The sequence below is a fragment of the Janibacter zhangyanbonis genome (assembly GCF_050507325.1).
GTDB lineage: Bacteria > Actinomycetota > Actinomycetes > Actinomycetales > Dermatophilaceae > Janibacter.
The window spans coordinates 2,495,600-2,513,351 of sequence record NZ_CP191481.1 but is presented as its reverse complement, the minus strand read 5'-3'; the positions used below and the strand labels follow the sequence as shown (position 1 = coordinate 2,513,351).

Sequence of the window (17,752 nt, the reverse complement as noted above, 5' to 3'; positions counted from 1 at the left end):
CCGGGCCTCGTGGCCGTCCGGGGCGTTAGTCTTCGCCTGCGTGCCCTGACGGGCCGTGGACGCACACCGGAGGAATCATGAGCAGCACCGATCCGCACCGCCCTCCCGCGGCGACCCCCTCGGCGGGCGATCTCGCGGTCGAGGTCGAGGGCATCACCAAGAGGTTCCCGGGCGTCGTCGCCAACCGCGACGTCACCTTCGGCGTGCGCCGCGGCACGGTCCACGCGATCGTCGGGGAGAACGGCGCCGGCAAGTCGACCCTGATGAAGATGCTCTACGGCGTGCAGAAGCCGGACGAGGGCACGATCCGCATCGACGGGCAGGCCGTGTCGATGTCGAGCCCCTCCGACGCGATCAAGCACGGCGTCGGCATGGTCTTCCAGCACTTCATGCTCGCCGACAACCTCACCGTGGCCGAGAACGTCGTGCTCGGCGCCGAGAAGCTCCACGGCATCGGCGGGGGTGCGCGCACGGAGATCCGCCGCATCTCCGACGAGTACGGCCTCGACGTCGACCCGGACTCGCTCGTCGCCGACCTCGGCGTCGGCGCGCGCCAGCGGGTCGAGATCCTCAAGGTGCTCTACCGCGGTGCCCGCACGATCATCCTCGACGAGCCGACCGCGGTCCTCGTGCCCCAAGAGGTCGACGAGCTCTTCGACAACCTGCGCGAGCTCAAGCGCGAGGGCATCACCGTGCTCTTCATCTCGCACAAGCTCGACGAGGTGCTCTCCGTCGCCGACACGGTCACCGTGATCCGTCGCGGCACGACGATCGACACCGTGCTGCCCCAGGACGTCACCGCGCGCCAGCTCGCCGAGCTCATGGTCGGCTCCGAGCTGCCGACCCCCGAGACCGAGGAGTCGACGGTCACCGACCGGGTCGTGCTCTCGATGCGCGGCATCACCCTCGGCGGGTCGGGGCGCAGCGTCCTCGAGGACATCAGCCTCGACATCCACGCGGGCGAGGTCCTCGGCATCGCCGGCGTCGAGGGCAACGGCCAGGCGGAGCTCGTCGAGGTCATCATGGGCATGATCGAGCCGGTCTCCGGCACGGTGCACCTCGAGGGTGACGACATCTCCGACTGGGACGTGCGGCGCATCCGCGAGGCCGGCGTCGGCTACATCCCCGAGGACCGCCACCGTCAGGGCCTGCTGCTCGACGCACCGCTGTGGGAGAACCGGATGCTCGGTCACCAGACCCAGGCTCCCGCTTCCCGCCGGGGTCTGCTCACCTCGTCGGCCGCCAAGGCGGACACCGAGCGGATCGTGCGCGACTACGACGTGCGCACCCCGAGCATCCACGTCTCCGTCGGCTCGCTCTCCGGCGGCAACCAGCAGAAGCTCATCGTCGGCCGCGAGATGAGTCACGACCCCAAGGTGCTCATCGCCTCGCACCCGACCCGCGGCGTCGACGTCGGCGCCCAGGCGGCGATCTGGGACCTCATCCGCGAGGCCCGCCGCGAGGGCCTGGCCGTGCTGCTCATCAGCGCCGACCTCGAGGAGCTCATCGGGCTCTCCGACACGATCAAGGTCATCCTGCGAGGGCGGATCACCGGCGAGTTCGACCCCGACTCCGTGACCAGCCAGGAGCTCGGCAGCGCGATGACCGGCGCCGGGAAGGACGCATCATGAAGCTGACCCTGCGCCGTCTGGCGCTCACCCTCGCGGCGCCGCTGCTGGCCGTGCTCGTGGCCTTCGTCGTCACGTCTGCGGTGCTCATCGCCGTCGGCGACCCGGTGGGGCTCGTCTGGGAGACCCTGCTGTCGGAGCCGAAGCCGCGCACGATGGTCAACATCATCAACAGCGGCATCACCTACTACATCGCCGCGATCGCCGTCGCCATCGGCTTCAAGATGAAGCTCTTCAACATCGGTGTCGACGGGCAGTACCGCATCGCGACCTTCGCCGCGGCGATCATCGCCGGTCACGGCTGGCTCCCGGGCCCGCTCAACATCGTCCTCGCGCTGCTCGTCGCCATGCTCGTCGGTGGTGTCTGGGCCGGCATCGCCGGCTGGCTCAAGGTCACCCGCGGTGTCTCCGAGGTCATCTCGACGATCATGCTCAACGCGATCTCCGGCGGCCTGGTCGCCTGGGGGCTGCGCAGCTGGGGCGAGCGGGCCGAGGGCAGCAACACCCGCAGCACGCAGGAGATCCCGGCCTCGAGCCAGCTCGAGGGCCTCTCGCTCGTCCCCGACGCCACCAACCGCGTCTACACCCTGCTGATCCTGGCGGTCGTGCTCGGGCTGCTCTACTGGTTCATCGTCAACCGCACCCGCTTCGGCTTCGACGTGCGGGCCACCGGTGAGTCCGAGTCCGCGGCCGTCGCCAGCGGCGTCAAGGTCCCCCGCATGGTGCTGACCGCGATGGTGCTCTCGGGCGCGGTCGCTGGCCTCATCGGCATGCCGGCCTTCTTCGGGGCCGACCACTCCTACGGGCTCAACTTCCAGTCCGGTGTCGGCTTCATCGGCATCGGTGTCGCGCTCCTCGGGCGCAACCACCCGGTCGGCATCGCCTTCGCCGCGCTGCTGTGGTCGTGGTTGGAGAAGGCGAGTGACGGTCTGCAGCTGCGCGCCGACGTCTCGCCCGCCCTCGTCTTCATCATCCAGGGCGTCATCCTCCTCGCGGTCGTCATCGCCTACGAGGTCGTCCACCGCATCGAGCAGCGCATGGAGCAGCGGCAGGTCGCCCGCGAGCTCGATGCCGGCGTCACCATCGAAGGAGCCTCGGCATGACCCTCAGCGTCGGTACCGAGACCGAGGTCGCCCCCACGCGGCCCACCCGCCGCATCCCCTTCTGGGTGTGGCCGCTCGCGCTCGCCGCGATCCTCGTGGTCCTGTCCGTCATCCGCATCGTCACCGGCCAGGGGGACATCGCCTCCTCCGGCACGCTCAGCGCGGCCCTCGCCTGGGCGATGCCCCTGGCCCTCGCCGGTCTCGGCGGCCTGTGGGCAGAGCGTGCGGGAGTCATCAACATCGGGCTCGAGGGCATGATGATCCTCGGCACGTGGGGCGCCGCCTTCGGCGCCCTCCACGGCGGCCCGTGGATGGGTGTCGTCGGCGCGCTCGTGTGCGGCGCCCTCGGTGGCCTCGTCCACGCCCTGGCCACGGTGACCTTCGGCGTCGACCACATCGTCTCCGGTGTGGCGCTCAACATCGTCGCCGTCGGTGTGGCCAGCTATCTCGCCGCCCGCTTCTTCGGCGGCCTCGAGGGCGGCAGCGACGTGCAGTCCCCGGCCCTGCCGCACCTGCCGAGCATCGGCATCCCCGGCATCGCGGACCCGCTCGCGACGATCGAGGACAAGGACTGGTTCTTCGTCTCCGAGCTCGCCGCGCTGCTCAAGGCGGCGACGACCGGGCTGTCCGCGCTCACCGTCCTCGGCCTGCTGCTCTTCGTCGGCACGTGGTGGGTGCTGTGGCGCACCCCCTTCGGCCTGCGGGTGCGCAGCTGTGGTGAGTCGCCGGTGGCCGCCGAGACCCTCGGCGTCAACGTCTACCTCTACAAGTACATCGCCGTCGTCACCTCCGGCGCCCTCGCCGGCCTCGGTGGCGGATTCCTCGCGATGGTCGCCTCCGACACCTACCGCGAGGGCCAGACCGGCGGCCGCGGCTACATCGGTCTCGCCGCGATGATCTTCGGCAACTGGCGCCCCGGTGGCGTGCTCATGGGCTCGGGTCTCTTCGGCTACATGGACGCCCTCCAGCTGCGAGGCGGTGGCGCGGCGCTGCACGCGCTGCTCCTGCTCGTCGCGCTGCTCCTGCTCGGCATCGGGATCTGGCAGATCCTGCGCCGCCAGGCCTACGTCCAGGGCACCTTCGCGGTCGTCGTCGGCATCCTCGTCGTCGTCTACTGGTTCCTCTCCGACCAGGTCCCCAGCGAGGTCACCCCCTTCGCCCCGCACCTGACGACGCTGCTCGTCCTCGCCTTCGCCAGCCAACGGCTGCGGATGCCGGCGGCCAACGGCAAGGTCTACCGACGAGGCGGGGGGCACTGACATGGCCGGCCCCATCGCCGCAGCCGACTGGGAGCGCTTGCGCGAGAGCGCGGTCGAGGCGATGGGGCGGGCCTATGCGCCCTACTCCCACTTCCCCGTGGGGGTCGCCGGCCTCGCCGACGACGGGCGCCTGCTGAGCGGCTGCAATGTCGAAAATGCCTCGTACGCGGTCGGCCTGTGCGCCGAGTGCGGCCTGATCAGCGACCTCGTGCGCACCGGGGGCGGCCGGCTCGTCGCCGTGTGGTGCGTCGACGCCCGGGGTGAGACGCTCATGCCGTGCGGCCGGTGCCGCCAGCTGCTGTGGGAGCACGGCGGCGCGCAGTGCCGCATCCAGACGCCGGAGGGCGAGCGGGGTCTCGCCGAGATCCTGCCCCAGGCCTTCGGTGCCGACGACCTGACGAAGGGAGCACCGTGACCGAGCAGCACGACGCCGTCGACATCATCCGCACGAAGCGGGACCGGGGGGAGCTGAGCCCCGAGCAGATCGATTGGGTCATCGACGCCTACACCCGCGGGGTCGTCGCCGACGAGCAGATGTCATCGCTCGCGATGGCGATCCTGCTCAACGGCATGACCCGCCCGGAGATCGCCCGGTGGACCGCGGCGATGATCGCCAGCGGTGAGCGCATGGATTTCTCCTCGCTGAGCCGGCCGACCTCCGACAAGCACTCGACGGGTGGAGTGGGCGACAAGATCACGCTGCCGCTCGCGCCCCTCGTCGCCGTCTTCGACGTCGCCGTGCCGCAGCTCTCCGGTCGCGGGCTCGGCCACACCGGCGGCACCCTCGACAAGCTCGAGTCGATCCCCGGCTGGCAGGCCGACCTGACCAACGAGGCGATGCTCGCCCAGCTCGACGACGTCGGGGCGGTCATCTGCGCGGCCGGTGCCGGGCTGGCCCCCGCGGACAAGAAGCTCTACGCCCTGCGCGACGTCACCGGCACCGTCGAGGCGATTCCGCTCATCGCCAGCTCGATCATGAGCAAGAAGATCGCCGAGGGCACCGGCGCGCTCGTCCTCGACGTCAAGGTCGGGTCGGGTGCCTTCATGAAGACCCGGGAGGACGCGACCGAGCTCGCCCGCACCATGGTCGACCTCGGGACCGACGCGGGGGTCAACACCGTCGCGCTCATCACCGACATGTCCGTCCCGCTCGGCCTGACGGCGGGCAATGCCCTCGAGGTGCGCGAGTCGGTCGAGGTCCTCTCCGGCGGCGGTCCGCAGGACGTCGTCGACCTCACCGTCGCCCTCGCCGACGAGATGACCCGCGCCGCGGGCAAGGACGTGGGAGCCGACGAGCTGCGCGCCGCCCTCGGCGACGGCCGGGCGATGGACGTGTGGCGCCGGATGATCTCCGCCCAGGGCGGCGACCCCGACGCCGAGCTGCCCACCGCCGCAGAGACCGAGACCGTCACGGCGGACGCCGACGGCTACCTCGAGCACGTCGACGCGCTCGCGGTCGGCGTCGCCGCGTGGCGCCTCGGCGCCGGGCGCGCCCGCAAGGAGGACCCGGTGCAGGCCGGGGCCGGTGTCGAGCTGCACGCCCGGCCCGGTGACCGCGTCACCGCCGGGCAGCCGCTCATGACGCTGCACACCGACACCCCCGAGCGCTTCGCGAGGGCCCAGGAGTCGCTCACCGGCGCCTGGCGGATCAGCGACGCGGCCCCGGCGCCGCGCGAGGTCGTGCTCGACCGGATCACCGCCCAGGAGGCCTGACGTGCCCGAGCTCAACGACGCCCCGTCGATCATCGACGTGCCGGGCGGCAAGGTCATCGCCGAGCACGTCGGCCGGGTCGCGACCGGCAACGCGGCGATGTCGGTCGCCCACATGAAGGCGCCGGCCGGCTGGTCCGAGCCGGCCCAGCGGCCCGACTTCGACGAGGTGACGCTCGTGGTCGCGGGGACGGTCCTCGTCGAGCACGACGGCGGCACCACCGAGGTGCACGCCGGCCAGAGCATCGTGACCAGGGCGGGGGAGCGGGTGCGCTACTCGACCGGGGACGCCGGCGCCGAGTACGTCGCCATCTGCACGCCCGCCTTCGCCCCCGAGACGGTCCACCGGGAGGACGACGAGTGAGCCTCGACGAGGCGAGCATCCGCGCGCTGCCCAAGGTGGTCCTTCACGACCACCTCGACGGCGGCGTGCGCCCCCAGACCGTCCTCGAGATCGCCGACGAGGTCGGTCACGAGCTGCCGGTGAGCAGTGCCGACCGGTCGGCCGAGGGACTGGCGCGGTGGTTCCGCGAGTCGGCCGACTCCGGCTCGCTCGTGCGCTACCTCGAGACCTTCGAGCACACCGTCGGCGTCATGCAGACGGCACCCGCGCTGCGCCGCGTGGCGCGCGAGTCGGTCCTCGACCTCGCCCGCGACGGCGTCGTCTACGCCGAGTCGCGCTATGCCCCCGAGCAGCACCTGGGCGCCGGCCTGAGCCTCGAGCAGGTCGTCGAGGAGGTCGACGCCGGCTTCCGCGAAGGGGAGGAGGAGGCCGCGGCGGAGGGACACCCGATCGTCGTGCGGGGCCTGCTCACCGCGATGCGGCACGCCGCGAAGTCCCGGGAGATCGCCGAGCTCGCGGTGCGCTACCGCGACCGCGGGGTGGCCGGATTCGACATCGCGGGGGCCGAGGCGGGGCACCCGCCGAGTCGGCACCTCGACGCCTTCGAGTACCTGCGCCGCGAAAATGCGCACTTCACGATCCACGCCGGCGAGGCCTTCGGCCTGCCGAGCATCTGGGAGGCGCTGCAGTGGTGCGGCGCCGACCGGCTCGGGCACGGGGTGCGGATCGTCGACGACATCGGCTTCCGCGGGGCGACCGTCACCGACGACCCGCTCGCGGCGAACCAGGCGGCGCGCGAGGACCCCTCGCAGCTGCGGCTGGGGCGGCTCGCCGCCTATGTCCGCGACACCCGGGTGCCGCTCGAGATGTGCCCCCACAGCAATGTGCAGACCGGCGCGGCGCCCTCGATCGCAGCGCACCCGATCACCCTCCTCGCGCGGCTGCGCTACCGGGTCACGCTCAACACCGACAACCGGCTGATGTCGGACACCTCGATGACCCGGGAGATGCTCGCCCTGGTCACCGAGGCCGGCTGGGACCTCGAGGACCTGCGCTGGGTGACGACGAACGCGATGAAGTCCGCCTTCCTCCCCTTCGACGAGAGGCTGGAGCTCATCGAGGGGCGGATCAAGCCCGCCTACGCGGCCCTGGCCTGAGTCCGCTGGGCGGCGGCGGCGGCGCCTGGTTGCGTTGAGGCCACTTGGCTGCCCCGAGACGGGCAACCAGGTGGCATCAACGACGTTGGGTGCGCACAGCGACACCCGCCGCGGCTCAGTAGGTGTCGCTCGGGCCCGCGTCAGCGGTCTGACCCGGCTGCGGCACGACGAGGCCCGCGGGCCCGACCTGCTCGGCGCCGGCCAGCAGGGCCGCCGTGCTCGAGGTGCCGATGCGGGTGACGCCCTCGGCGAGCATCGCGAGGAGCGTGGGGATGTCGCGCACGCCGCCGGAGGCCTTGACCTCCATGGTCTCGGGGGTGTTGGCCCGCATGAGCGCGACGTCGGCCAGGGTCGCGCCCCCGCCGGCGAAGCCCGTGGACGTCTTCGTGAAGTCGGCCCCCGCGTCGGCGCTCGCCCGGCAGGCGTCGATCTTGGCCCGCTCGTCGAGCAGCGCGGTCTCGAAGATGACCTTGACCAGTGCCCCCGCCTCGTGACCGACCTCGACGACGGCCGCGATGTCGTCGCGCACCGCGGTGACGTCACCGCCGCGCAGCCGGCCGATGTTGAGCACCATGTCGAGCTCGGTCGCGCCGTCCGCCAGGGCCTGCCGCGACTCGGCGACCTTGGCGGCCGTCGACGTCGTGCCGTGGGGGAAGCCGATGACCGTGCACACCCGGGTCGGGCTGCCGTCGACCGCCGCGATGGTCTCCGCGGCGAGGGCGACGTCGCTCGGGCGCACGCAGACGCTCCAGATGCGCTGGGCCGCGAGCTCGCGAACGGAGGCGGCCACCTCGTCGGGGGTCAGCTCCGGCTTGAGCAGCGCGTGGTCGACGAGGTCGGCGACGTCCTGGACGGTGAGCGTCGTGCCGGGGGCGAAGGGGGGACGGCGAGTCATGTCCTCAGCCTAGGGCGTCGACCCAGCGCGACCCCACCTCGCGCAGCCGCCCGGAGCCGGCGGTCAGCTCCGCGACGAGGGGCGTGAGCCCGTCGACCTCGGTGGCCGGGACCCCGAGCGTCAGGGTGACCTCGGCGGCGTAGTCGGCGTCGACGACGTGCACGCCCCGCGAGCGAAGCTCGTTGTCCACGCGCCCCGCCTCGACGTGCGACACGACGAGCTCGTGCTCGACGACGAGCTCGCGCCGCAGCGTGCCCACCGACTCCAGCCCGGCGCGCACCGCGTCGCCGTAGGCCCGCACGAGACCGCCGGTGCCGAGCAGCACCCCGCCGAACCACCGGGTGACGACCGCGACGACATCGCTCACCTCGTGCCCGGTGAGGACCTCGAGCATCGGGGCGCCGGCCGTGCCCGACGGCTCGCCGTCGTCCGACGAGCGGGCCACCCCGCGGTCCGGCCCCAGGACGAAGGCCGAGCAGTGGTGCCGGGCGTCCCAGTGCTGCTTGCGCAGCCGCTCGACGACGGCACGGGCGCTCCCTTCGTCCTCGACCCGCTGGAGGGTGCACAGGAAGCGCGACCGCTTGACCTCGATCTCGACCTCGCCGTCGCGGGCGACGGTGAGGTAGGACGTCGTGGCCATCGCCGACCTCAGGCGCCGGCGAGCTCGCGCTCGGCCTGGCGCGGGGTGGCGCAGCGGGCGCCGAGCTCGACGTGCCGGGCGACGACGCGCGGCTCGTCCCGCATGAGGACCAGGCCGCGGCGCACGAGGGTCAGCGGCGGCTTGCGGCGCTCCTTGAGGTCGCGGAGCAGCCGCAGGACGAAGGTCTTGAGCCGGTGGTGACGGATGCACCACGCGGAGTGGAGCAGCCCGGCCTCGCGCAGGGCGGGGATTGCCTCGGCCGCGAAGATCCCCTCGGCGACGACGAGGTCGTCCGGCCGCGCGGTCACGGTGTGCTCGCCCGTGGCCCGCGAGACGCTGATGTCATAGATCGGCATCGCCGCCGTCCCGGTCGCCAGGAGGGTGCTCAGCGCGGCGACGGCCGCCGCCTCGTCCCAGCTGTCGGGGTGGTCCCAGTCGACCATCCCGAGCTCTTCGCTGCGGGGCAGGTCGGGGGCGTCGAGGTCCTTGTAGAAGTCGTCGAGCCGCACGACCGGCCAGCCGTGGTCACGGTGCAGGCGGGCGGCGAGTCGGGACTTGCCGGAGCCGCTCGGCCCGGCGAGGACGACGACACGTCCGGTCGAAGGGGGCTGGGCTGGCGTCGGCACGAGAGCCAACAATACGTGGGTCGAGGTGCGGGTCCCTCCGTTGGTCGAGGTGCGGGTCCCACCGTTGGTCGAGGTGCGAGGAACGAGCCTCGAGACCCCTCGAGACCCTAGAGCGCCGTGAGCGACTCCATCGCCGCCCGCACCCTGCCGAGGCGCTCGGCGGCCCGCTCACGTGCCGCCGACAGGTCGTCGGGGGAGGCGACCGGCTCGATCGCCTCGAGATAGACCTTGAGCTTCGGCTCGGTGCCGGAGGGGCGCACGATGATCCGCGAGTCGTCGTCGAGCAGGTAGCGCAGCCCGTCGGTCGGGGGCAGCCCCCCGGCGCCGACCGAGAGGTCCTCTGCGCTCGCGACGGGGGAGTCGGCGACCTCGGTGGGCGGCTCCTGGCGCAGCCGGTCCATGATCCGCCCGATGTCGGCGAGGTCCTCGACGCGAATCGAGAAGGCATCGGTCGCGTGCACCCCGAGCTGGCGGTGCAGGTCGTCGAGGACGTCGAGCAGGGTGCGCCCCTCGGCCTTGAGGATCGCGGCGAGCTCGGCGACGAGCAGCGCGGCCGAGACGCCGTCCTTGTCGCGCACCAGGTCGGGGGCGACGCAGTAGCCGAGTGCCTCCTCGTAGCCGTAGTGCAGCCCCTCGACCCGGGCGATCCACTTGAAGCCGGTGAGCGTCTCCTCGTGCGCCACCCCGGACAGCCGGCACATCGCGGCGAGCAGCCGGGAGCTGACGATCGAGTTGGCCATGCGGCGGCCCTCGGGCACGCCGCGCATGATCAGGTGCGAGGCGAGCAGGACGCCGAGCTCGTCGCCGCGCAGCAGCCGCCAGCCGCCGTCGACCGCGGGGTCGGGCACGGCCACGGCGCAGCGGTCGGCATCGGGGTCGTTGGCGATGACGAGGTCTGGCGAGGTCGCGCGGGCAGCCGCCAGGGCGGCGTCGAGCGCGCCGTCCTCCTCGGGGTTGGGGAAGGCGACGGTGGGGAAGTCGGGGTCCGGCGCGGCCTGCTCGGCGACCTTCGCCGGCGCGGCGAAGCCGGCCCGCTCGAAGGCCCGCTCAACCGTCGTGTCGCCGACCCCGTGGAGCGCGGTGTGCAGCACGGCGAGATCGCGCGGGGTGTCGAGGCCGACGACTCCCGAGACGGCGTCGAGGTAGGCCTCGAGCACCTCGTCGCCGAGGACCTCCCAGCCGGACTCGGCGCGCGGCACCGACGCGACGCTCGCGACCTGGTCAATCTTCGCCGCGATCTGCGCGTCGCTCGGCGGCACGATCTGGCTGCCGTCGCCGAGGTAGACCTTGTAGCCGTTGTCCTGCGGCGGGTTGTGGCTGGCGGTGACCATGACGCCCGCGTCGGCACCGAGGTGACGGATGGCGAAGGCGAGCACCGGCGTCGGCAGCGGCTCCGGCAGCAGCACCGACCGTCCGCCGGCGGCGGTGACGACCGCCGCCGTGTCGATGGCAAAGGCGTCGGAGTTGTACCGCGCGTCGCGGCCGATGACGACGAAGGGGGAGTCGCTCGCCTCCTGCAGATGGGCCACGAGGCCCGCGGCGGCGCGGATGACGACGGCCCGGTTCATGCGGTGGGGGCCGGCGCCGAGGGCGCCGCGCAGGCCGGCGGTGCCGAACTGGAGCAGCCCGGCGAAGCGGTCGGCGAGGTCGGCGACGGCAGCCGGGTCACCCCCTTCGGCAGCGGCGACGACCGCCAGGAGCTCCTCCCGGGTCGCCGGGTCGGGGTCGTCGGCAGCCCACTCGCGCGCGGCGGTGAGCAGGTCGTCGGAGACGTCGGCGGCGTGGCGGGAGGTGTAGCTCATGGGCGTCCTCAGATCTTGGCGACGATGCTGGCGAGGAGGGTGCCGCACCGCTCGGCAGCGGCCTGACCGGCGGCGACGACCTCGTCGTGCGCCAGCGGGGTCTCGCTGATGCCGGCGGCGGCATTGGTGACGAGCGAGACGCCGAGGACCTCGAGCCCGGCCTCGCGGGCGGCGATCGCCTCGAGCGTCGTCGACATGCCGACGAGGTCGGCGCCGAGGATGCCGGCCATGCGCACCTCGGCGGGGGTCTCGTAGTGCGGTCCGCGGAACTGCGCGTAGACGCCCTCGTCGAGGTCGGCGTCGACCTCGCGAGCCAGCTCGCGCAGGCGGGGGGAGTAGAGGTCGGTGAGGTCGACGAAGTTGGCGCCCTCGATCGGCGAGGTCGCCGTGAGGTTGATGTGGTCGCTGATGAGGACCGGGGTGCCCGGGCCCCACTCCGGCCGCAGGCCGCCGCAGCCGTTGGTCAGCACGATCGCGCGGCAGCCGGCGGCCGCCGCCGTGCGCACCGCGTGGACGACGGCGCGCACGCCGCGGCCCTCGTAGAAGTGCGTGCGGGTGCCGAAGACGAGCGCCCGCCCGCCGGTGTCGGCGATCTCGACGGAGCGCAGCTGCCCGGAGTGGCCGGCGACTGCCGCCGCGGTGAAGCCGGGCACCTCGGCCTGCTCGACGGTGGCGACGGTGCGGCCGACCCGGTCTGCGGTCTGGCCCCAGCCGGAGCCGAGGACGAGGGCGACGTCGTGGGTCGCGACGCCGGTGCGCTCGGCGATGACGGCCGCCGCGTCGCGGGCGAGGGCGAAGGGGTCCTGGGTGTCAGCGGTCTGGGTCACAGGCGCAATCTACAAGGGTGGTTGGATGGGAGGCGTGACTCGAACGAACTCTGTTGTGATCCTCGGCGGCGGCCCGGGCGGCTACGAGGCGGCCCTCGTGGCCGCGCACCTGGGGGCGTCGGTCACCGTCGTCGACCGGGACGGCATCGGCGGGGCCGCGGTGCTCACCGACTGCGTCCCGAGCAAGACCCTCATCGCGACGGCCGACTACCTCGGCGGCATCGAGACCGCCTCCGACCTCGGCGTGCACCTCGAGGACCACGAGGGCGACGTCGCGACCGAGACGGTCGCCGAGCTCGACGCGATCAACCGCCGGGTGCGCAACCTCGCGGCCGCGCAGTCCGCCGACATCACCGCCCGGCTGCAGGAGGTCGGGGTGCGGGTCGTGCCCGGCACCGGCCGGCTCGCCTCGCCGAGCGAGGTCGTCGTCGAGGGTCCCGACGGGGGCACCGAGACGATCGCCGCCGACGTCGTCCTGCTGAGCACGGGCGCCACCCCGCGGGTGCTGCCGACGGCGCAGCCCGACGGCGAGCGGATCCTCACCTGGCAGCAGATCTACGAGCTGCCCGAGATCCCCGACAAGCTCATCGTCGTCGGCTCGGGCGTCACCGGCGCCGAGCTCGCGCAGGCCTACCTCGGCCTGGGCACCGACGTCACGCTGATCTCCTCGCGCGAGCTCGTCCTGCCGGGCGAGGACCAGGACGCGGCCGCGGTCATCGAGGACGTCTTCCGCCGCCGGGGCATGACGGTGCTCAACCGCTCGCGCATGGCCTCCGCCGAGCGGCGCGGCGACGGCGTCGTCGTCACCCTCGAGGACGGCCGTGAGGTCGAGGGCAGCCACGTGCTCATCGCCGTCGGCGCCGTGCCCAACACCCGCGACATCGGTCTCGAGGAGGTCGGCGTCGAGCTCAGCGACTCCGGCCACATCGTCACCGACCGTGTCTCGCGGACCTCGGTCCGCGGCATCTACGCGGCGGGCGACTGCACCGGCGTCTTCGCGCTCGCCTCCGTCGCGGCGATGCAGGGCCGCACGGCCATGGCGCACGCTCTGGGCGACGCGGTGACCCCCCTTCGGCTCTCGGCGGTGTCGGCCAATGTCTTCACCGATCCCGAGATCGCGACGGTCGGCATGAGCGCCGCCGACGCGGCCGACAACTCCGACGTGGAGGCCGTGATGATGCCGCTCTCGCGCAACCCGCGGGCCAAGATGCTCGGCATCGAGGAGGGCTTCGTCAAGCTCTTCGCCTACCGGGGGACCGGCACGCTGCTCGGCGGTGTCGTCGTCGCGCCGCGCGCCTCGGAGCTGATCTTCCCCGTGGCCATCGCCGTGCAGAACAGGCTCTCCGTCGACCAGGTCGCCTCGACCTTCACCGTCTACCCCTCGCTCACCGGCACCCTCGCCGAGGCAGCCCGACGGCTGCACCCCCTGCACGGGGAGTGAGCGCGGCCGGGGCGCCGGTGCGCTGCCGCCGCTAGGGTCGAAGGGGGCCGATCCGCGGCCCGCGACGAAGGAGCCGAGGATGAGCAACAGCCCGCAGCAGTTCAACGGCGGCGAGTACGTCGACAAGGCACGCGACGCGGCCCGGGACCACCCGGACCAGGCGCGCGGTGCGATCGACAAGGTCCAGGAGGCCGTCGACAAGCGCACCGGCGGCAAGTTCACGTCGATCATCGACAAGGCTGGTGACTTCGTCGAGGACAAGCTCGGCCTGTCGGAGGAGAAGAAGGCGGAGCCCAAGGGCGACGCCAGCCCCAAGGCCGACCCGGAGCCGAAGGGGGATGCCGCACCCAAGGCGGACCCGGCACCGAAGGCCGACCCGGCACCCAAGGCGGACGCGGGGCCGCAGGGCGACGGCTCGACCAGCGGCGGGGCCCTGCCCGGCTGATCCGACGGGCGCGCCGGCCGCGCTGGCTCCGGTCAGTCGGCCGGCGCGGTCACCGTCGCCGCCTGCAGCTGCAGATCGGTGCGCACGGCCGACCCACCGACCACGACGGTCCGGGTGACGATGGCGCTGGTCGTCCGGTCGACGGCCGTGACGACATAGGCGCCCTCCTTGGGCACCGGCAGGTCGTAGCGCCCGTCGGGGCCGGTGCGCATCCAGTCGACCGACCCGCCGGCGCGGCGGGTCACGACGACGGAGACGTCGCACGCGGGCTGCCCGTCGACTCCGGTCACGGTGCCCGAGATGCTCATCCGGTCGCGCAGGACGAGGGGCGGCACCTGCCGGCCCTGCTCCAGGTCGACGTAGGCGCTCACGGGCGCCCAGCCCGGTGCGGTGACGACGAAGAGGTGCTTGATCGGGCCGCCCGTCGCCACCGAGTAGTCGCCGGCCGAGTCCGTGTGCGACCAGTCGACGTGCGAGCCCTGGCCACCGAGCACGGTGACGACGGCCCCGGCGAGCGGCTGCCCGGCCGCGTCGGTGATCCGGCCGTGGACGACGTGGTCGGCCTTCTGCTCCTCGACGTCGGGGCGGGCCGGCGCCTCGGCGGAGCGCTGCCGCAGGAAGGGCAGGATCAGCCCGAGGCTGATGAGCGAGGCGGCCGTCGCCAGGCCGAAGACGGTGGCCATGCCGGTGTAGGTCGGGAACCCGGTGGCCGTGATCGTCGCCGCGAGCACGGCGGTGGTCACCGCACTCGCCGTGGACGTGCCGACGGAGCGGAGCAGCGTGTTGAGCCCGTTGGCCGCCGCGGTCTCGGTGACCGGCACCGAGCGCATGATGAGGGTCGGCAGCGCCGAGTAGGCCAGCGCGGTGCCGATGGTCACGGTGATCGTGCCGAGCACGACGAGCCCGATCGAGTGGCTGAAGGGGATGCGCGCGAGGTAGGAGACCGCCATGATCGCCGCGCCGGCACCGATCGCCATCTCGGGGCCGAAGCGGCGGATCACCCAGCCCGAGAGCGGCGCGAGCAGGCCGAAGGCCACGGCGGACGGGGCCATCCACAGCCCGGCGTGCAGCGCGTCGAGCCCCAGTCCGTAGCCGGTCTCCTCGGGGGTCTGCAGCAGCTGTGTCGACACGAGCATGTTGACGAACATCGCGAAGCCCATGAAGACCGAGATCGTGTTGGCCGCGATGACGACCGGCTGCGAGGCGGTGCGGATGTCGACGAGCGGGTTGGGGATGCGCAGCTCGAGCGGGACGAAGAGGCCGAGCAGCAGCAGACCCGCGGCGAAGCAGCCGAGCGTGCGCACGTCGAGCCAGCCCCAGTCGCTCCCCTTGGTGACGGCGAGGAGCAGCAGCACGAGCGCCAGGCTGAGCAGGACCGCGCCGCGCACGTCGAAGGCGCCCGCGGTGCGCACGCTCGACTCCGAGACCGTCAGCAGGACGAGCGCGATCATCAGCAGCGCGAGGACACCGGGCAGCCAGAGCACGACGTGCCAGTCGAAGGCCTCGGCGAGGTAGCCGCCGAGCGGCAGCCCGACGCCGGCGCCGATCGCCAGGGTCGCGCTCATCAGGGCGACGGCGAGCGGCACCTGCTCCGGCTCGAGCTCGTCGCGCATCGTGGCGATGCCGACCGGCACGAGCGCCATGCCCATGCCTTGCAGGGCGCGGGCGAGGATGAGGAAGGGCAGCGAGGGGGCGAAAGCCCCGACGAGGGCGCCGAGCGAGACGATGCCGAGCGTCACGAGGATCATCCGTCGCTTGCCGTACATGTCGGCCATGCGGGAGATGACCGGCGTCGCGACCGCCCCGGCGACGAGCGTGGCGGTGACCATCCACGAGGCATTGCCCGCGGTCGTGCCGATGAGGTCGGGCAGCTCGGGGACGAGCGGCAGCACCATCGTCTGCTGGAGCGAGACGACGGTGCCGCAGAGGGCGAGGACGGCGATGACGACGCCGCCCCCGGCACGCCGGGAGGGCGTGCCGGGGGCGGCGTCGGTGGTGAGGTCCGTGCTGATGATCAGTCCTTGATCTCGGCGAGGACCGCACCGTTGCTCACGGTGGCCCCGACCTCGGCCTGCAGGCCGGTGATCGTGCCGGCCTTGTGGGCGTTGATCGGCTGCTCCATCTTCATCGCCTCGAGGACGACGACGAGGTCACCCTCGGCGACCTCCTGGCCCTCCTCGACGGCGAGCTTGACGATCGTGCCCTGCATGGGGGCGGTGAGGCTGTCGCCGGAGGCCGCGGCGCCGCCGCCACCCCCGCCGGAGCGCTTGGGGGCCTTCTTCTTGGCCGCGGCGCCACCGCCGCCACCGAGCGAGAGGCCACCGGGCAGGACGACCTCGAGGCGCTTGCCGCCGACCTCGACGGTGATCTTCTGGCGCTCGCCGTCGTCCTCGGCCGCCTCGCCGACCTCGCCGCCGTAGGGGGCGATCTGGTTGTCGAACTCGGTCTCGATCCAGCGGGTGTAGACGGAGAAGGGCGCGTCACCCTCGGGAGCGAAGGCCGGGTCGCGGACGATCGCCTGGTGGAAGGGCACGACCGTCGGCATGCCGTCGACGACGAGCTCGTCGAGGGCGCGGCGGGAGCGCTCGAGCGCCTGCTGCCGGGTGGCGCCGGTGACGATGAGCTTGGCGATCATCGAGTCGAAGGCACCGGCGACGGTGTCGCCCTCCTCGATGCCGGCGTCCCAGCGGACACCGGGGCCGTGGGGGACGCGCATCTTGGTCACGGTGCCGGGGGCCGGCATGAAGTTGCGCCCGGCGTCCTCGCCGTTGATGCGGAACTCGAAGGAGTGGCCGCGGGCGATCGGGTCGTCGTAGCCGAGCTCCTCGCCGTCGGCGATGCGCAGCATCTCGCGGACGAGGTCGATGCCGGTGACCTCCTCGGTCACGGGGTGCTCGACCTGCAGGCGGGTGTTGACCTCGAGGAAGGAGATCGTGCCGTCCTGGGCGACCAGGTACTCGCAGGTGCCGGCGCCGACGTAGCCGGCCTCCTTGAGGATCGCCTTGGAGGCGCGGACGAGCTCGGCGTGCTGCTCCTCGGTGAGGAAGGGTGCGGGGGCCTCCTCGACGAGCTTCTGGTTGCGGCGCTGCAGAGAGCAGTCACGCGTCGAGACGACGACGACGTTGCCGTGCTGGTCGGCGAGGCACTGGGTCTCGACGTGGCGCGGCTTGTCGAGGAACTTCTCGACGAGGCACTCGCCGCGGCCGAAGGCCGTGACGGCCTCGCGGACGGCCGACTCGTAGAGCTCGGGGATCTCCTCCATCGTGTAGGCGACCTTGAGCCCGCGACCGCCACCGCCGTAGACCGCCTTGATGGCGATCGGCAGGCCGAACTCCTCGGCGAGGGCGACGACCTCGTCGGCGTCCTTGACCGGGTCGTTGGTGCCGGGGGCGAGGGGCGCGTTGGCCTTGACGGCGATGTGCTTGGCCTTGGCCTTGTCACCCAGCGCGTCGATGGCCTGGGGGCTGGGGCCGATCCAGATCAGCCCGGCGTCGAGGACGGCCTGGGCGAAGTCGGCATTCTCCGCGAGGAAGCCGTAGCCCGGGTGGACCGCGTCGGCGCCGGCGTCCTGGGCGACCTGCAGGAGCTTGTCCTGGAGCAGGTAGCTGTCGGCGGGCGTCTGGCCGCCGAGGGCGTAAGCCTCGTCGGCGACCTTGACGTGCAGGGCGTCACGGTCGGGCTCGGCGTAGACGGCGACGGAGCCGATGCCGGCGTCGGCGCAGGCACGGGCGATACGGACGGCGATCTCGCCGCGGTTCGCGATGAGGACTTTGCTGATGGCCATGGGCCGCAGACTACTGCGTGCCTGCCACCCCCGGCGGGTCGCCCGCATCGTGGCGCCGCACACCCCCTTCGCCCACCCCCTGCGGAGGCGAA

The 17,752-nt window shown here is 72.7% G+C and carries 16 protein-coding genes; 9 read left to right on the top strand and 7 right to left on the bottom strand.

The features are described 5' to 3' along the window. Nucleotides 1–77 precede the first annotated feature (77 nt). The 7 genes from ACQBJO_RS12260 to ACQBJO_RS12230 are packed head-to-tail and all read left to right on the top strand — an operon-like array spanning nucleotide 78 to nucleotide 7,200. The gene (locus ACQBJO_RS12260) at nucleotides 78–1,631 is read left to right on the top strand and encodes an ABC transporter ATP-binding protein (protein WP_421007523.1); all 1,554 of its coding nucleotides are present in this window, start codon (nucleotides 78–80) and stop codon (nucleotides 1,629–1,631) included. Continuing rightward, nucleotides 1,628–2,731 carry an ABC transporter permease gene (locus tag ACQBJO_RS12255; RefSeq protein ID WP_255184088.1) on the top strand — a complete coding sequence of 368 codons (1,104 nt, stop codon included), beginning with the start codon at nucleotides 1,628–1,630 and terminating at the stop codon, nucleotides 2,729–2,731. Before ACQBJO_RS12260 ends, ACQBJO_RS12255 begins: the two co-directional genes overlap by 4 nt. Then, nucleotides 2,728–3,990 carry an ABC transporter permease gene (locus ACQBJO_RS12250; RefSeq protein WP_421007522.1) on the top strand — a complete coding sequence of 421 codons (1,263 nt, stop codon included), beginning with the start codon at nucleotides 2,728–2,730 and terminating at the stop codon, nucleotides 3,988–3,990. The genes ACQBJO_RS12255 and ACQBJO_RS12250 overlap by 4 nt, the downstream gene beginning before the upstream one ends. A 1-nt stretch (nucleotide 3,991) precedes the next feature. After that, entirely contained in the window at nucleotides 3,992–4,405 is a 414-nt protein-coding gene (locus tag ACQBJO_RS12245; RefSeq protein ID WP_421007521.1) for a cytidine deaminase, read from the top strand. Continuing rightward, nucleotides 4,402–5,703: a thymidine phosphorylase gene (locus tag ACQBJO_RS12240; RefSeq protein ID WP_421007520.1), complete on the top strand. Its 1,302-nt coding sequence runs from the start codon at nucleotides 4,402–4,404 to the stop codon at nucleotides 5,701–5,703. Before ACQBJO_RS12245 ends, ACQBJO_RS12240 begins: the two co-directional genes overlap by 4 nt. Nucleotide 5,704: 1 nt before the next feature. Then, nucleotides 5,705–6,064 carry a cupin domain-containing protein gene (locus tag ACQBJO_RS12235; protein ID WP_421007519.1) on the top strand — a complete coding sequence of 120 codons (360 nt, stop codon included), beginning with the start codon at nucleotides 5,705–5,707 and terminating at the stop codon, nucleotides 6,062–6,064. Then, the gene (locus ACQBJO_RS12230; RefSeq protein ID WP_421007518.1) at nucleotides 6,061–7,200 is read left to right on the top strand and encodes an adenosine deaminase; all 1,140 of its coding nucleotides are present in this window, start codon (nucleotides 6,061–6,063) and stop codon (nucleotides 7,198–7,200) included. The genes ACQBJO_RS12235 and ACQBJO_RS12230 overlap by 4 nt, the downstream gene beginning before the upstream one ends. Before the next feature lie 115 nt (nucleotides 7,201–7,315). Here the strand turns inward: ACQBJO_RS12230 and deoC are convergent, their stop codons facing one another. The 5 genes from deoC to ACQBJO_RS12205 form a co-directional block, all read right to left on the bottom strand. Continuing rightward, complete coding sequence (gene deoC, locus ACQBJO_RS12225) at nucleotides 7,316–8,095, bottom strand: deoxyribose-phosphate aldolase (protein WP_421007517.1); 780 nt, start codon at nucleotides 8,093–8,095, stop codon at nucleotides 7,316–7,318. Between the two features lie 4 nt (nucleotides 8,096–8,099). Then, nucleotides 8,100–8,735 carry a YigZ family protein gene (locus ACQBJO_RS12220; RefSeq protein ID WP_421007516.1) on the bottom strand — a complete coding sequence of 212 codons (636 nt, stop codon included), beginning with the start codon at nucleotides 8,733–8,735 and terminating at the stop codon, nucleotides 8,100–8,102. 8 nt (nucleotides 8,736–8,743) lie between these two features. Continuing rightward, entirely contained in the window at nucleotides 8,744–9,361 is a 618-nt protein-coding gene (locus ACQBJO_RS12215; protein WP_421007515.1) for a uridine kinase family protein, read from the bottom strand. Between the two features lie 107 nt (nucleotides 9,362–9,468). Continuing rightward, a complete protein-coding gene (locus ACQBJO_RS12210; RefSeq protein ID WP_421007514.1) occupies nucleotides 9,469–11,163 on the bottom strand; it encodes a phospho-sugar mutase in 1,695 nt (564 codons plus the stop codon). A gap of 8 nt (nucleotides 11,164–11,171) precedes the next feature. Continuing rightward, entirely contained in the window at nucleotides 11,172–11,990 is an 819-nt protein-coding gene (locus ACQBJO_RS12205) for a purine-nucleoside phosphorylase (RefSeq protein ID WP_421007513.1), read from the bottom strand. 25 nt (nucleotides 11,991–12,015) lie between these two features. Between ACQBJO_RS12205 and ACQBJO_RS12200 the strand changes: the two genes are divergently transcribed. Together ACQBJO_RS12200 and ACQBJO_RS12195 are read left to right on the top strand one after the other, a co-directional pair. Beyond that, the gene (locus tag ACQBJO_RS12200; protein ID WP_255184077.1) at nucleotides 12,016–13,431 is read left to right on the top strand and encodes an NAD(P)H-quinone dehydrogenase; all 1,416 of its coding nucleotides are present in this window, start codon (nucleotides 12,016–12,018) and stop codon (nucleotides 13,429–13,431) included. Between the two features lie 79 nt (nucleotides 13,432–13,510). Next, nucleotides 13,511–13,876 carry an antitoxin gene (locus ACQBJO_RS12195; RefSeq protein WP_421007512.1) on the top strand — a complete coding sequence of 122 codons (366 nt, stop codon included), beginning with the start codon at nucleotides 13,511–13,513 and terminating at the stop codon, nucleotides 13,874–13,876. A gap of 32 nt (nucleotides 13,877–13,908) precedes the next feature. Here the strand turns inward: ACQBJO_RS12195 and ACQBJO_RS12190 are convergent, their stop codons facing one another. Together ACQBJO_RS12190 and ACQBJO_RS12185 are read right to left on the bottom strand one after the other, a co-directional pair. After that, nucleotides 13,909–15,768, bottom strand: a complete 1,860-nt coding sequence (locus ACQBJO_RS12190) for an MFS transporter (RefSeq protein WP_430407105.1) — start codon at nucleotides 15,766–15,768, stop codon at nucleotides 13,909–13,911. A gap of 122 nt (nucleotides 15,769–15,890) precedes the next feature. Continuing rightward, complete coding sequence (locus ACQBJO_RS12185) at nucleotides 15,891–17,660, bottom strand: acetyl/propionyl/methylcrotonyl-CoA carboxylase subunit alpha (protein ID WP_421007511.1); 1,770 nt, start codon at nucleotides 17,658–17,660, stop codon at nucleotides 15,891–15,893. Nucleotides 17,661–17,752 lie beyond the last annotated feature (92 nt).